The organism is Pseudomonas sp. B26(2017) (genome assembly GCF_002113045.1).
In the GTDB taxonomy this organism is placed as follows: Bacteria; Pseudomonadota; Gammaproteobacteria; order Pseudomonadales; family Pseudomonadaceae; genus Aquipseudomonas.
In genome coordinates this window covers 233,671-247,240 of the sequence record NZ_NEJJ01000002.1, presented here as the reverse complement: position 1 = coordinate 247,240, position 13,570 = coordinate 233,671, and the positions used below count along the sequence as shown (strand labels likewise).

Genomic DNA, 13,570 nt, shown 5'->3' with positions numbered 1-13,570 from the left:
AACTGGCATGGCACCCTGATTCGCCACATGCTGTTGCTGGTCACCGGCTGCCTGGTAATCGGCCTGATCACCGGCTACTACGGCTGGAGTCTGGCAGCGGGCCTGGGCCTGTACCTGGCCTGGACGCTCAAACAACTGCTGCGCCTGCACGAATGGCTGCGCCTGCACCAACCCGATGAAGCACCGCCCGACGGTTACGGCCTCTGGGGCGAGGTGTTCGACAGCATCTACCATCTGCAACGCCGCGACCAACGGGTACGCGGACGCCTGCAAGCGGTGATCGACCGCGTTCAGGAGTCCACCGCCGCGCTGAAAGACGCGGTGATCATGCTCGACAGCGACGGCAATCTGGAATGGTGGAACCGCGCCGCCGAGACCTTGCTTGGCCTCAAGACCCCACAAGACAGCGGTCAACCCGTGACCAACCTGGTTCGTCATCCGCGCTTCAAGGAATACTTCGAGCAGGAAAGCTACGCCGAGCCGCTGGAAATCCCCTCGCCGACCAATGATCGCGTGCGCATTCAGATGTACCTCACGCGCTACGGCAACAACGAACACCTGATGCTGGTGCGCGACGTCACACGCATCCATCAGCTGGAACAGATGCGCAAGGACTTCATCGCCAACGTCTCCCATGAGCTGCGCACGCCGCTGACGGTGATCTGCGGCTACCTGGAAACCCTGCTCGACAACGTCGAGGAAGTGAATCCGCGCTGGAGCCGCGCGCTGCAGCAGATGCAACAACAGGGCGGCCGCATGCAAACCCTGCTCAACGACCTGCTGCTGCTGGCCAAGCTGGAAGCCACCGATTACCCGTCGGACAATCAGCCGGTGCACATCGACACTTTGCTGCAGTCGATCAAGAGCGACGCGCAGCAGTTGTCCGGCTCAAAGAATCAGCACATCACCCTGGAAGCCGACACCCGCATTCTGCTCAAGGGCAGCGAGGCGGAACTGCGCAGTGCGTTCTCCAACCTGGTGTTCAACGCCGTCAAATACACGCCGGCCGAAGGCAATATCCGCATTCGCTGGTGGGGCGACGATCAAGGCGCACACCTCAGCGTGCAGGATTCCGGGATCGGCATCGACAGCAAACACCTGCCGCGCCTGACCGAACGCTTTTACCGCGTCGACTCCAGCCGCAACTCCAACACCGGCGGCACGGGCCTGGGTCTGGCCATCGTCAAACACGTACTGCTGCGCCATCGCGCACGGATGGAGATCAGCAGTGTGCCCGGTCACGGGAGCACGTTTACCTGCCATTTCGCTCCGGCCCAGATCGCTCAGGCACGGGTCATCAGCGCCGCTGAGTAATGCCGGACTAGGCAATCGCCAGGTCAGCCGCTACATTGGCTGACTTGCGCCTGCCTTTTCAGGTGCGGATTTTTCTTTCTTCGAATCACACGGAACCCGCAAAACTCCATCATGGACCCTTCCCCTGGCTTGTCCCTCGCAACAATATTCGCCGATTTCGGCATGATTCTTTTCGCTCTGATCCTGGTTCTGCTCAACGGCTTCTTCGTTGCGGCGGAATTCGCCATGGTCAAACTGCGCTCGACCCGGGTCGAAGCGATCGCTGAGCAGCACGGCTGGCGCGGGCACATCCTGCGCACGGTGCACAGTCAGCTCGATGCTTACCTCTCGGCGTGCCAGCTCGGTATCACCCTCGCCTCCCTCGGCCTTGGCTGGGTCGGCGAGCCGGCATTCGCGCACATCCTCGAACCGCTGCTGAGCGCAATCGGCGTGCAGTCGGCCGAAGTCGTCAAAGGCATCTCGTTCTTCACCGCGTTCTTCATCATTTCCTACCTGCACATCGTGGTCGGCGAGCTCGCACCCAAATCCTGGGCGATCCGCAAACCCGAGCTGCTGTCGCTGTGGACTGCGGTGCCGCTGTACCTGTTCTACTGGGCCATGTACCCGGCGATCTACCTGCTCAACGCCAGCGCCAACACCATCCTGCGCATCGCGGGGCAAGGTGAGCCCGGCCCGCACCACGAGCACCATTACAGCCGTGAAGAACTGAAACTGATCCTGCACTCCAGCCGTGGCCAGGACCCGAGCGACCAGGGCATGCGCGTACTGGCCTCGGCGGTGGAAATGGGCGAACTGGAAGTGGTCGACTGGGCCAACTCCCGGGAAGACCTGATTACGCTCGAATTCAACGCGCCGCTGAAAGAAATCCTGGCGATGTTCCGTCGCCATAAGTTCAGTCGTTACCCGGTGTACGACAGCGAGCGCAAGGAATTCGTCGGCCTGCTGCACATCAAGGACCTGCTGCTGGAACTGGCGGCGCTGGATCACATTCCCGAGTCGTTCAACCTCGCCGAGCTGACCCGCCCGCTGGAGCGCGTGTCGCGGCACATGCCGCTGTCGCAGCTGCTGGAGCAGTTCCGCAAGGGCGGCTCGCACTTCGCCGTGGTGGAAGAAGCCGACGGCAACATCATCGGCTACCTGACCATGGAAGACGTGCTGGAAGTGCTGGTCGGCGACATTCAGGACGAACACCGCAAGGCCGAGCGCGGCATCCTCGCCTACCAGCCGGGCAAGTTGCTGGTACGAGGCGATACGCCGTTGTTCAAGGTCGAGCGCCTGCTGGGGATCGACCTGGACCACATCGAAGCCGAAACCCTCGCCGGGCTGATCTACGAAACCCTGAAACGGGTGCCGGAAGAGGAAGAAGTGCTGGAAGTCGAAGGCCTGCGGATCATCATCAAGAAGATGAAAGGTCCGAAGATCATTCTGGCCAAGGTACTGATGCTCGACTGACGGGGTTTACTGCTTGCCCAACGCAAAGTTGGGCAACGCCCCCAGCGGCTGGTTGAACTGATACGGAATCGACACCAGCCCCATCCCGGTATTGCGCTGCACCACAAAGTGCAGGTGCGGACCGCTGCTGTTGCCGGTGTTGCCGGACAGCGCCAGCGGACTGCCCACCGTCACCCGCTGACCTTCCCGCACACTCACCGATCCTTGCTTGAGATGCAGGTACACGCCCATCGTGCCGTCGTCGTGCAATATCCGCACGAAGTTGCCGGACGGATCGGTGCCGCGCCCGTTCTGGGAATTCTCGGTCTTCACCACCACCCCGGCTCGCGCGGCGATGATCGGCGTGCCGACCGGCATGGCGATGTCCATCGCGTATTTGTTCTTCGGCCCGAAATGGCTGTAGTCGCCATTGGCGCCCTGACTCAGACGGAACGGCCCGCCCCGCCACGGAAACGGATAGCGATAGCCCTGAGCCGCGCCAGCCGGGTCACCGAGGGAATACTGGAACATCGGCGTGTACACCAGCGGCTTGCCGCCGGACACCGCCGTCAGCAGCGCCAGCCGCGTATTGCTGCGCGCCGGCAACACCCGGCGGATCGTTTGCGCCGGCGCGCCACGCACGTTGCTCAACCCGGTAAACGCCAGCGCAACCTCGACCGGCGCATACAGGTCGTTGCGCACGAACACCACGTCCGCGCCCTTCTGCTTCTTGATGTCGAGATAGACCTGGCGCTCAAGACGCTCGACCATCCGGTCCTGAAACACGAACACCTGGGAGCCTTTGCTCGGACGGTCGCTGTACGAAACCACTCCGTTGGCATCGGTGGACTTGTAGATCGTCATGGCCACAGTCGAGGTGGAGGCCATGAACAGACCACAGAAAAACAGCAGGCGCAGGGGCATGGGCAAAAGTTCTGTCGATAAAGGCCTGGGAATGAGCCTAGCAGCTGAAGCAGACCAGGCTAGTCGACAGATGTTTCAAATTGGCGTGAATGATCGTCCCCACGCTTTGCGTGGGGGGACGCGGAGCGTCCCTTGAGGCATTCCCACGCGGAGCGTGGGAACGATCAACGATCATGGAAGAAGATTACGCGCCCGGAACGAAGTGCTTCTGCGCCGTGCCGCGGGCGATCAGGCGGGAGATGTAGTCGAGCTTCTGCGCGTCCTGGTCGACGAAGCGGAAGGTCAGTTGCAGCCAGTCGCTGTCGGGTTTCGGCTCGTGGGCGACGACGGCGTGCAGGTAGCCGTTGAGGCGGGCGATTTCGGCGTTGTCGCCCTGCTCCAGGTCCAGCACGGCGCTGTCGAGGACCTGTGGCAGGGTGTCGGTGCGTTTCACCACCAGCAGCGCTTCCTTGATGCTCAGGGCCTTGATCACGCATTGCTGGGTGCCGCTCGGCAGGCGCAGTTGGCCCTGACCGCGACCGCCGGACGGAGCGCTGGAGGCTGCCGGGGCTTTCACGGGCGGGCTGTTGAGCAGGCCGCGCTGTGGCGTAGCGGCAGGGGCCGGGGCCGCAGCGGCAGGCTTGGCAAACGGGTTGGCCGCAGCAGTCGGTGCGGAACCGGCTACGGCAGCCTTGCCGCCGGTCAACGCGCTCAGGGAGTCGTTGCCGAATGCCGAGTTCATCTTGGTCGGAGCGCTGTTCATCAGGGTGTCGAGCTTGCCGACCTTGTTCAGGGCCTGCTTGACCTTGGTCAGCAGTTGCTCGTTGGTGAACGGCTTGCTGACGTATCCGGTGACGCCGGCCTGGATCGCCTGCACGACGTTTTCCTTGTCGCCCCGGCTGGTGACCATGATGAATGGCATGGTCTTGAGGTTGTCCTGCTCACGGCACCAGGTCAGCAGTTCGAGGCCGGACATTTCCGGCATTTCCCAGTCGCACAGCACCAGGTCGAAGGCTTCCTTGGCCAGCATGGCCTGAGCCTTCTTGCCGTTGATGGCATCCTCGGCGCGGATCCCCGGGAAGTAATTACGCAGGCACTTTTTCACCAGGTCACGAATGAACGATGCATCGTCCACGACCAACACACTGATCTTGCTCATCCAACACCCCTATTAAAATCCCGGCAAGCATAACGCTGGCTGATGGCACATTGCCAAAACTCTTCAGTCACGCCGGGACTTTTCGTTCGCGGGTGCTGCTTTTTAATTCGCTCTTCAACTCGGATCCGCTTTCTGAAAGCAGAAACAAAAACGCCCGGCCAAAGGGCCGGGCGCTTTTCTCAGGCAATCTTACTTATCGTCAGCATCGTCCGGAACATTAGCGGTTTCGCCACTTGTCCCTTCAACTTCTTCCTTCATGCGCTTGAGGCCCATGTGGCGCACGTCGGTGCCGCGCACCAGGTAAATCACCAGCTCCGAGATGTTGCGCGCATGGTCGCCGATCCGCTCCAGCGAACGCAGTACCCAGATAATGCTCAAGACCCGCGAGATAGAGCGCGGGTCTTCCATCATGTAGGTCGCCAGTTCGCGCAGGGCGGTCTTGTATTCGCGGTCGATGATCTTGTCGTACTGCGCCACCGACAACGCCAAGTCGGCGTCGAAACGGGCAAAGGCGTCCAGCGCATCACGCACCATGTTGCGCACCTGGTCGCCGATGTGGCGCACTTCGACGTAACCGCGTGGCGCTTCACCCTCTTCGCACAGCTGAATCGCGCGGCGGGCGATCTTGGTCGCTTCGTCGCCGATGCGCTCCAGGTCGATCACCGACTTGGAGATGCTGATGATCAGACGCAGGTCGGACGCCGCCGGCTGACGACGGGCCAGGATGCGCAGGCATTCTTCGTCGATGTTGCGTTCCATCTGGTTGATCTGGTCGTCGATCTCGCGCACTTGCTGGGCCAGGCCCGAGTCGGCCTCGATCAGCGCGGTGACCGCGTCGTTGACCTGCTTCTCGACCAGCCCGCCCATGGCCAGCAGGTGGCTGCGCACTTCTTCCAGTTCGGCGTTGAACTGCGCGGAAATGTGATGGGTAAGGCCTTCTTTACTAATCATGTTGGCGTCCTTGGAGCGTCCGGTAAGGTGCGAGCGTCAATTCAGTGAGCGACAACCAGTGTCTGCTAGCCGTAACGACCGGTGATGTAGTCTTCGGTCTGCTTCTTGGCCGGATTGGTGAACAGGGTATCGGTGTCGCCGAATTCCACCAGTTTGCCCATGTACATGAACGCCGTGTAGTCGGACACCCGCGCTGCCTGTTGCATGTTGTGGGTCACGATGACGATGGTGAACTTGGATTTGAGCTCGTAGATCAGCTCTTCGACTTTCAGGGTCGAGATCGGGTCGAGTGCCGAGCACGGTTCGTCGAGCAGCAGCACTTCCGGTTCCACCGCGATGGTACGGGCGATCACCAGACGCTGTTGCTGACCACCGGACAGGCCGAGGGCCGAGTCATGCAGACGGTCTTTCACTTCGTCCCACAGGGCCGCGCCCTTGAGTGCCCACTCGACGGCTTCATCGAGGATGCGCTTCTTGTTGATGCCCTGGATGCGCAGGCCGTAGACCACGTTTTCGTAGATGGTCTTGGGGAACGGGTTCGGCTTCTGGAACACCATGCCGACCCGGCGACGCAACTCGGCCACGTCTTCGCCCTTGCGGTAAATGTTGTTGCCGTACAGGTTGATCGCGCCTTCGACGCGGCAGCCGTCCACCAGGTCGTTCATGCGGTTGAAGGTACGCAGCAGCGTGGACTTGCCGCAGCCGGACGGGCCGATGAAGGCGGTCACGCGCTGTTTCGGAATGTTCATGCTGACGTCGTACAGCGCTTGTTTATCGCCGTAGAACAGGCTCAGGCCCGGCACTTCGATGGCCACGGTTTCCTGCTCGAGGTTCAGGCTCTGCTTGTCGCGGCCCAGGGCAGACATGTTGATGCCGTGGGTATGTGTTTCGTGCTGCATGGGAGATCCCCTGTGCTAACAAATTCGGTTCGTTTTTTGTGGGAGCCAGCCTGCTGGCGATTCAGGCAACGCGGTGTCTCTGTGAATCCGCGGTGATGCCTTCGCGAGCAAGCTCGCTCCCACATAGAAATCAGTGCTGCAAATCAGCTGTCCAGCGCCTTGTACTTCTCGCGCAGGTGGTTACGAATCCACACTGCCGACAGGTTGAGCACGGCAATCACCAGCACCAGCAGCAACGCGGTGGCGTACACCAGCGGTCGTGCGGCTTCGACGTTCGGGCTCTGGAAGCCGACGTCGTAGATGTGGAAGCCCAGGTGCATGATCTTCTGGTCCAGGTGCAGGTACGGGTAGTTGCCGTCCACCGGCAGCGACGGCGCCAGTTTCACCACACCCACCAGCATCAGCGGCGCCACTTCACCCGCGGCACGGGCCACGGCGAGGATCATGCCGGTCATCATGGCCGGGCTGGCCATTGGCAGAACGATCTTCCACAGGGTTTCAGCCTTGGTCGCGCCGAGAGCCAGCGAGCCCTCGCGCACGGTCCGCGGGATCCGCGCCAGACCTTCTTCAGTGGCCACGATCACCACCGGCACCGCCAGCAGTGCCAGGGTCAGCGACGCCCAGAGCAGGCCCGGCGTACCGAAGGTCGGTGCCGGCAGCGCTTCCGGGAAGAACAGACGGTCGAGCGAACCGCCCAGCACGTAGACGAAGAAGCCCAGACCGAACACGCCGTAAACAATCGCCGGAACGCCCGCCAGGTTGTTCACCGCAATCCGGATAACCCGGGTCAGGGTGTTCTGCTTGGCGTATTCACGCAGGTAAACCGCCGCCAGCACGCCGAACGGGGTCACGATCATCGCCATGATCAAAGTCATCATCACGGTGCCGAAGATCGCCGGGAAAATCCCGCCTTCGGTATTCGCTTCACGGGGGTCGTCGGAGAGGAATTCCCAGACCTTGTTGAAGTAGAAACCGATCTTGGTCATCGTGCCCATGGCGTTCGGCTGGTAGGCGTGAACCACTTTGCCCAGGCCGATTTCGACTTCCTTGCCGTTGGCATCGCGAGCGGTCAAAGCGTCGCGGTTGAACTGTGCGTGCAGATCGGTCAGACGGGCTTCGACGTCCTGATAGCGGGCGTTCAGCTCGGCACGTTCGGCGTCCATGTCCGCTTGCGCGGTGGCGTCGAGTTTGCCTTCCAGTTCCAGTTTGCGACCGTGCAGACGGATGCGCTCGAGGCCGGCGTTGATCGCGCCGATGTCGGTTTTTTCCAGCGACTTGAGCTGCGCGGCGAGGCCATTCACGCGGTTGATCCGCGCTTGCAGCTCAGGCCAGGCCGCTTCACCTTCGGCGATCACCTTGCCGTCCTGCTTGACGTTGACCAGGTAGCCGTAGAAGTTGCCCCACTCACGGCGCTCCAGCGCCATCAGCTCCGGCGGGTTCGTCTGGTTGGTCAGCCACTCGCCGACGATCCAGGTGAAGTCGTTGCCGTTCAGATCACGGTTGCCGACCTTGATCAGCTCGCGGGTCATGAATTCCGGACCTTCGTCAGGCACCGGCAGGCCGGCGCTCTTCAGACGGGCGCGCGGCACTTCTTCTTTCTGCACCACTTCGCCCACGACCAGATGCTGGCCCTGGCCGGGTACGTCATAGCTGGCGTGGATCAGATCCGCCGGCCAGAAGTGACCCAGACCGCGCACGGCGATCACCGCCAGCAGGCCAATGGTCATGATGACCGCGATGGACACCGCGCCACCGCTGATCCAGACGCCGGGGGCGCCGCTCTTGAACCATCCTTTCAGGGAGTTCTGTTTCACAGACTTCTACCTTTCTTAAAGCGACGAGTATTTCTTGCGCAGACGCTGACGAATCAGTTCCGCGAGGGTGTTCATGATGAAGGTGAACAGCAGCAGCACCAGCGCCGAGAGGAACAGCACGCGGTAATGGCTGCCGCCGACTTCCGACTCCGGCATTTCCACCGCGACGTTGGCGGCCAGGGTGCGCAGGCCTTCGAACAGGTTCATTTCCATGACCGGGGTGTTGCCGGTGGCCATCAGCACGATCATGGTTTCGCCGACCGCACGGCCCATGCCGATCATCAGCGCCGAGAAGATGCCCGGGCTGGCGGTCAGGATCACCACGCGAGTCATGGTCTGCCACGGCGTGGCACCGAGGGCGAGCGAGCCCAGGGTCAAGCCGCGCGGGACGCTGAACACGGCGTCTTCGGCGATCGAGTAGATGTTCGGGATCACCGCGAAACCCATGGCCAGACCGACCACCAGTGCGTTGCGCTGGTCGTAGGTGATGCCCAGGTCGTGGGAGATCCACAGGCGCATGTCACCGCCGAAGAACCAGTTCTCCATGAACGGGCTCATGTACAGCGACAGCCAGCCCACGAACAGGATCACCGGGATCAGCAGCGCACTTTCCCAGCCGTCCGGGACTTTCAGGCGGATCGATTCAGGCAGGCGGCTGAAGGTGAACCCGGCGAGCAGAATGCCGATCGGCAGCAGCATCAGCAGGCTGAAGATACCCGGCAGGTGCCCTTCCACATACGGTGCGAGGAACAGACCGGCGAAGAAGCCGAGGATCACCGTCGGCATCGCTTCCATCAGCTCGATCACCGGCTTGACCTTGCGGCGCATGCCCGGGGCCATGAAGTACGCGGTGTAGATCGCAGCGGCGACGGCCAGCGGAGCAGCCAGCAGCATCGCGTAGAACGCGGCTTTCAGGGTGCCGAAAGTCAGTGGCGACAGGCTCAGTTTCGGCTCGAAATCGGTGTTGGCCGCAGTCGATTGCCAGACGTATTTAGGCTCGTCGTAGTTCTCGTACCAGACCTTGCTCCACAGCGCGCTCCACGACACTTCCGGGTGCGGGTTGTCGAGCAGCAGCGGTTGCAGCTTGCCGCCGGCTTCGACGATCACGCGGTTGGCCCGTGGCGACAGACCGAACAGGCCCTGGCCTTCGACCACCTGATCGACCAGCAGGGTGCGATGCGCGGTGCTGTGGAACACGCCGAGCTTGCCGCTGGCGTCCAGGGCCAGGAAGCCTTTGCGACGCTCCTCAGCGGTAATTTCAACGATCGGCGTGGTGCCCATCTGGAAGGTGCGGATCTGCTTCAGGCGCAGCTCGCCATCGGTGTCGCGAGCCATGAACCACTGGGCCAGGCCACCCTTGGAATCGCCGACGATCAGCGAGATGCCACCCACCAGTTGGGTGGCGGCGGTGACTTCGGCTTCGCCGTTTTCCAGCAATTTGTAGCGACCGTTGAGGCTCTTGTCGCGCAGGCTGAACACGTCGGCCTGGGCACGCCCGTTGACCACGTACAGCCACTGCTGGCGCGGGTCGACGAAGATGTTTTTCACAGGCTCGGTCATCTGCGGCAGATCGATACGCTTCTGCTCGTTGGTGACTTCGCCGGTCATCATGTTTTCTTCGCTGGTCAGCGACAGCACATTGAGTTGCGAACCGGTGGAGCCGACCAGCATCAGGGTCGAGTCGGTGGCGTTGAGGCTGACGTGCTCCAGTGCACCGCCGCTCTCGTTCAGCGCAATCGGCGCTTCGCCGTACGGGAACTCGATCGCCGGGGTGATGGTTTTCTTGCCTTCCGGGTAGCTGACTTTATAGGTGTGACGGAACACCAGCGCCTGACCGTTGGACAGGCCCACGGCCACCAGCGGATGGCCCGGCTGGTCTTCGCCGATGGAGGTCACACTGGTGCCTGCCGGCAAAGGCAGATCGACGCGCTTCAATTCAGCGCCACTGTCGATGTCGAAGAACAGCGCCTGGCCCTTGTCGGAAACGCGCATGGCCACCTGATTCTGCTCTTCGAGCGAAATCATCAGCGGCTTGCCGGCGTCCTGCATCCAGGCCGGGGTGATTGCATCTTTCGCGGTCAGGTCAGCACCTTTGAACAACGGCGCAACCACATAGGCGAGGAAGAAGAAGATCAGGGTGATGGCTGCCAGCACCGCCAGGCCGCCGACGAGGACGTACCAGCGGGTGAAGCGATCCTTGAGCGCGCGAATGCGGCGCTTGCGTTGCAACTCAGGCGTATTGAAGTCAATGCGCTTGGGAGGGTTCGTAGTCATTTTGGAATTGGCCAGATCATTCATGCGCACACCCTAGCGATCCTGTATGACAGAAAGATGACAATGCAGTGACGCACCAAATCCGCCGCCAGCAGGGCACTGGCAGTGGATAGAAGAATTCGGGAAGTGTGGGGGCCGGGCCGCTTGCGGGCCGGGCCCCACACATGAGTCAGGCGGGGTTCACCCCTGACTCAGTTTGTTACTTTTTTGCGACTTCAGCGCCGCCTTCCTTCAGACCCAGGTCAGCCAGTGCTTTTGCAGCAACCTTGGCTGGCAGTGGGATGTAGCCGTCTTTCACGACCACTTCCTGACCCTGTTTCGACAGAACCAGTTTCACGAACTCGGCTTCCAGCGGGGCCAGAGGCTTGTTCGGGGCTTTGTTGACGTATACGTACAGGAAACGCGACAGCGGGTACTTGCCGTTCAGGGCGTTTTCTTCGCTGTCTTCGATGAAGTCAGTGCTGCCTTTCTTCGACAGAGCAACGGTTTTCACGCTGGCGGTCTTGTAGCCGATGCCCGAGTAACCGATGCCGTTCAGCGAGGAGCTGATCGACTGCACAACCGAAGCCGAGCCTGGCTGTTCGTTGACGTTAGGCTTGTAGTCGCCTTTGCACAGGGCTTCTTCCTTGAAGTAGCCGTAAGTGCCGGATACCGAGTTACGACCGAACAGTTGAACCGGCTTGTTGGCCAGGTCGCCGGTCACGCCCAGGTCACCCCAGGTTTTCACGTCGGTCTTGGCGCCGCACAGACGGGTGGACGAGAAGATCGCGTCAACCTGTTCCATGGTCAGGTGCTGGATCGGGTTGTCCTTGTGCACGAATACAGCCAGGGCGTCCACGGCAACCGGGATAGCGGTTGGCTTGTAGCCGTATTTCTGCTCGAAGGCCGCCAGTTCGGTGTCCTTCATCTTGCGGCTCATCGGGCCCAGGTTGGAGGTGCCTTCAGTCAGCGCAGGTGGCGCAGTGGCGGAGCCTGCAGCCTGAATCTGGATGTTTACGTTCGGGTATTCTTTTTTGTAGTTCTCAGCCCAGAGGGTCATGAGGTTGGCCAGGGTATCGGAGCCGACGCTGGACAGGTTGCCCGACACACCAGTGGTCTTGGTGTAGCTCGGGATAGCAGGGTCAACAGCGGCAACCGCGTTGGCAGTCGCAACGCCAGCAGCGACAAAAGTCATTGCCGCCATCAAACGCTTCAGTTTCATGCCTTACTCCTAGCAGATAGGGTGTGTTAAGTCGGAGCCAAGTATCAGCAGGCCGTGTGAACACTCTATGGCTGAAATATGACAATTGGATGAAAGGCCAGCATGTCGTGACAGATCGTTCCCACGCTCTGCGTGGGAACGCCGCCATGGACGCTCCGCGTCCGCTTCAAGACGTGACGCGGAGCGTCACGGGATGCATTCCCACGCAGAGCGTGGGAACGATCAGCGTGAGGGGAATTTAGCGACCTTTGCTCCACAACCACGCGCCGACCAGGATCCCCATCCCGCACAGCACCGCTACATAGTAGGCAGGCCCCATCGCGCTTTCTTTCAGCAGCAGGCTGACGACCATCGGGGTCAGGCCGCCGAAGATTGCGTAAGCGACGTTATAAGAAAAGGACAAACCACTGAAGCGCACGACCGGCGGGAACGCTTTCACCATCACATACGGCACCGCGCCGATGGTGCCGACCAGCAGTCCGGTCAGCGCATACAGCGGGAACAGCCAGTCCGGGTGATCGGCGAGGCTGTGATAGAAGGTCCAGGAGCTGGCCAGCAGCGCCGTGCAACCGACCACGAATACGCGTCCGGCACCGAAGCGATCCGCCAGTGCGCCGGAAATGATGCAGCCAAAGCTCAAGAAGACGATGGCAAGGCTGTTGGATTGCAGCGCGGTGGTCGGCGAAAAGTGATAGACCGTTTGCAGCACGGTCGGGGTCATCAGGATCACCACGACGATCCCGGCGGACAGCAGCCAGGTCAGCAGCATCGACACGGCGATGGCCCCGCGATGGTCACGCAGCACTGCACGCAGCGGCACTTCTTCTGCCAGCGCCTTGCGCTGTTGCAGTTCGGCGAACACCGGAGTTTCATGCAGCCAGCGACGCAGGTAGACCGAGAACAGGCCGAACACGCCACCCAACAGGAACGGGATCCGCCAGGCGTAATCCGAAACTTCCGTTGGCGTATAGATGCTGTTGATCGCAGTGGCGACCAGCGAGCCGAGCAGGATGCCAGCGGTCAGGCCGCTGGTCAGAGTGCCGCAGGCATAGCCGATGTGCTTGCCGGGTACGTGTTCGGAAACGAAGACCCACGCCCCCGGAACCTCACCGCCAATCGCTGCGCCCTGGATCACCCGCATCAACAGCAACAGGATCGGCGCCCACAGGCCGATCTGCGCGTAGGTCGGCAGCAGGCCCATGATCAGGGTCGGCACGGCCATCATGAAAATGCTCAGGGTGAACATCTTCTTGCGCCCCAGCAGGTCGCCGAAGTGCGCCATCACGATCCCGCCCAGCGGCCGCGCGAGGTAACCGGCGGCGAAGATGCCGAAGGTCTGCATCAGGCGCAGCCACTCGGGCATGTCAGCCGGGAAGAACAATTTGCCGACCACGGTGGCAAAGAACACAAAGATGATGAAATCGTAAAACTCCAGCGCGCCCCCCAGGGCCGATAGCGACAGAGTCTTGTAGTCATTGCGGGTCAACGGTCGTGCGGGTTGGTCGGGCTGCGCGAGGCTCGAGGGCGCTGTGGTCATGGCAAGGTCTTCTCTTATAGTCGGATCTGCCGCCACAACAACGCTGGCTGTGGCTCGGGCAGGTTCGGCACCATAGCAAATTGTTCG

The 13,570-nt window shown here is 61.5% G+C and carries 10 protein-coding genes; 2 read left to right on the top strand and 8 right to left on the bottom strand.

From position 1 onward, the window contains the following. The first annotated feature begins 27 nt into the window (after positions 1-27). Both phoR and CAF79_RS04115 read left to right on the top strand, forming a co-directional pair. The gene (gene phoR / locus CAF79_RS04120) at positions 28-1,314 is read left to right on the top strand and encodes a phosphate regulon sensor histidine kinase PhoR (RefSeq protein WP_234206561.1); all 1,287 of its coding nucleotides are present in this window, start codon (positions 28-30) and stop codon (positions 1,312-1,314) included. A gap of 111 nt (positions 1,315-1,425) precedes the next feature. Continuing rightward, complete coding sequence (locus CAF79_RS04115; protein ID WP_085696765.1) at positions 1,426-2,766, top strand: hemolysin family protein; 1,341 nt, start codon at positions 1,426-1,428, stop codon at positions 2,764-2,766. A 6-nt stretch (positions 2,767-2,772) separates the two neighbouring features. Here the strand turns inward: CAF79_RS04115 and CAF79_RS04110 are convergent, their stop codons facing one another. From CAF79_RS04110 to CAF79_RS04075, 8 genes are all read right to left on the bottom strand, one after another. Next, positions 2,773-3,669, bottom strand: coding sequence for a M23 family metallopeptidase (locus CAF79_RS04110; protein ID WP_085696763.1), 897 nt, complete (start codon positions 3,667-3,669; stop codon positions 2,773-2,775). 184 nt (positions 3,670-3,853) lie between these two features. After that, on the bottom strand, positions 3,854-4,807 hold the full coding sequence (locus tag CAF79_RS04105) for a response regulator (protein WP_085696761.1): 954 nt from the start codon (positions 4,805-4,807) through the stop codon (positions 3,854-3,856). Positions 4,808-4,996: 189 nt separating this feature from the next. Next, on the bottom strand, positions 4,997-5,758 hold the full coding sequence (gene phoU, locus CAF79_RS04100; protein WP_085696759.1) for a phosphate signaling complex protein PhoU: 762 nt from the start codon (positions 5,756-5,758) through the stop codon (positions 4,997-4,999). 65 nt (positions 5,759-5,823) lie between these two features. After that, on the bottom strand, positions 5,824-6,657 hold the full coding sequence (gene pstB, locus CAF79_RS04095; RefSeq protein WP_085696757.1) for a phosphate ABC transporter ATP-binding protein PstB: 834 nt from the start codon (positions 6,655-6,657) through the stop codon (positions 5,824-5,826). A gap of 143 nt (positions 6,658-6,800) precedes the next feature. After that, on the bottom strand, positions 6,801-8,471 hold the full coding sequence (gene pstA / locus CAF79_RS04090; protein WP_085696755.1) for a phosphate ABC transporter permease PstA: 1,671 nt from the start codon (positions 8,469-8,471) through the stop codon (positions 6,801-6,803). Between the two features lie 15 nt (positions 8,472-8,486). Next, positions 8,487-10,520 (bottom strand): ABC transporter permease subunit, encoded by a 2,034-nt coding sequence (locus CAF79_RS04085; RefSeq protein ID WP_170929696.1) that lies wholly within the window; start codon positions 10,518-10,520, stop codon positions 8,487-8,489. 424 nt (positions 10,521-10,944) lie between these two features. Beyond that, positions 10,945-11,946, bottom strand: coding sequence for a phosphate ABC transporter substrate-binding protein PstS (locus CAF79_RS04080; protein ID WP_085696751.1), 1,002 nt, complete (start codon positions 11,944-11,946; stop codon positions 10,945-10,947). Positions 11,947-12,184: 238 nt separating this feature from the next. After that, entirely contained in the window at positions 12,185-13,483 is a 1,299-nt protein-coding gene (locus CAF79_RS04075) for an MFS transporter (protein ID WP_085696749.1), read from the bottom strand. Between the last annotated feature and the right edge of the window lie 87 nt (positions 13,484-13,570).

Coding starts and splice junctions, on each gene's coding strand:
- CAF79_RS04105 (WP_085696761.1), bottom strand. CDS start 4,807: ATGAGCAAGATCAGTGTGTTGGTCGTGGACGATGCATCGTTCATTCGT.
- CAF79_RS04080 (WP_085696751.1), bottom strand. CDS start 11,946: ATGAAACTGAAGCGTTTGATGGCGGCAATGACTTTTGTCGCTGCTGGC.
- CAF79_RS04110 (WP_085696763.1), bottom strand. CDS start 3,669: ATGCCCCTGCGCCTGCTGTTTTTCTGTGGTCTGTTCATGGCCTCCACC.
- phoU (WP_085696759.1), bottom strand. CDS start 5,758: ATGATTAGTAAAGAAGGCCTTACCCATCACATTTCCGCGCAGTTCAAC.
- CAF79_RS04115 (WP_085696765.1), top strand. CDS start 1,426: ATGGACCCTTCCCCTGGCTTGTCCCTCGCAACAATATTCGCCGATTTC.
- CAF79_RS04085 (WP_170929696.1), bottom strand. CDS start 10,520: ATGCAGGACGCCGGCAAGCCGCTGATGATTTCGCTCGAAGAGCAGAAT.
- phoR (WP_234206561.1), top strand. CDS start 28: ATGCTGTTGCTGGTCACCGGCTGCCTGGTAATCGGCCTGATCACCGGC.
- pstB (WP_085696757.1), bottom strand. CDS start 6,657: ATGCAGCACGAAACACATACCCACGGCATCAACATGTCTGCCCTGGGC.
- CAF79_RS04075 (WP_085696749.1), bottom strand. CDS start 13,483: ATGACCACAGCGCCCTCGAGCCTCGCGCAGCCCGACCAACCCGCACGA.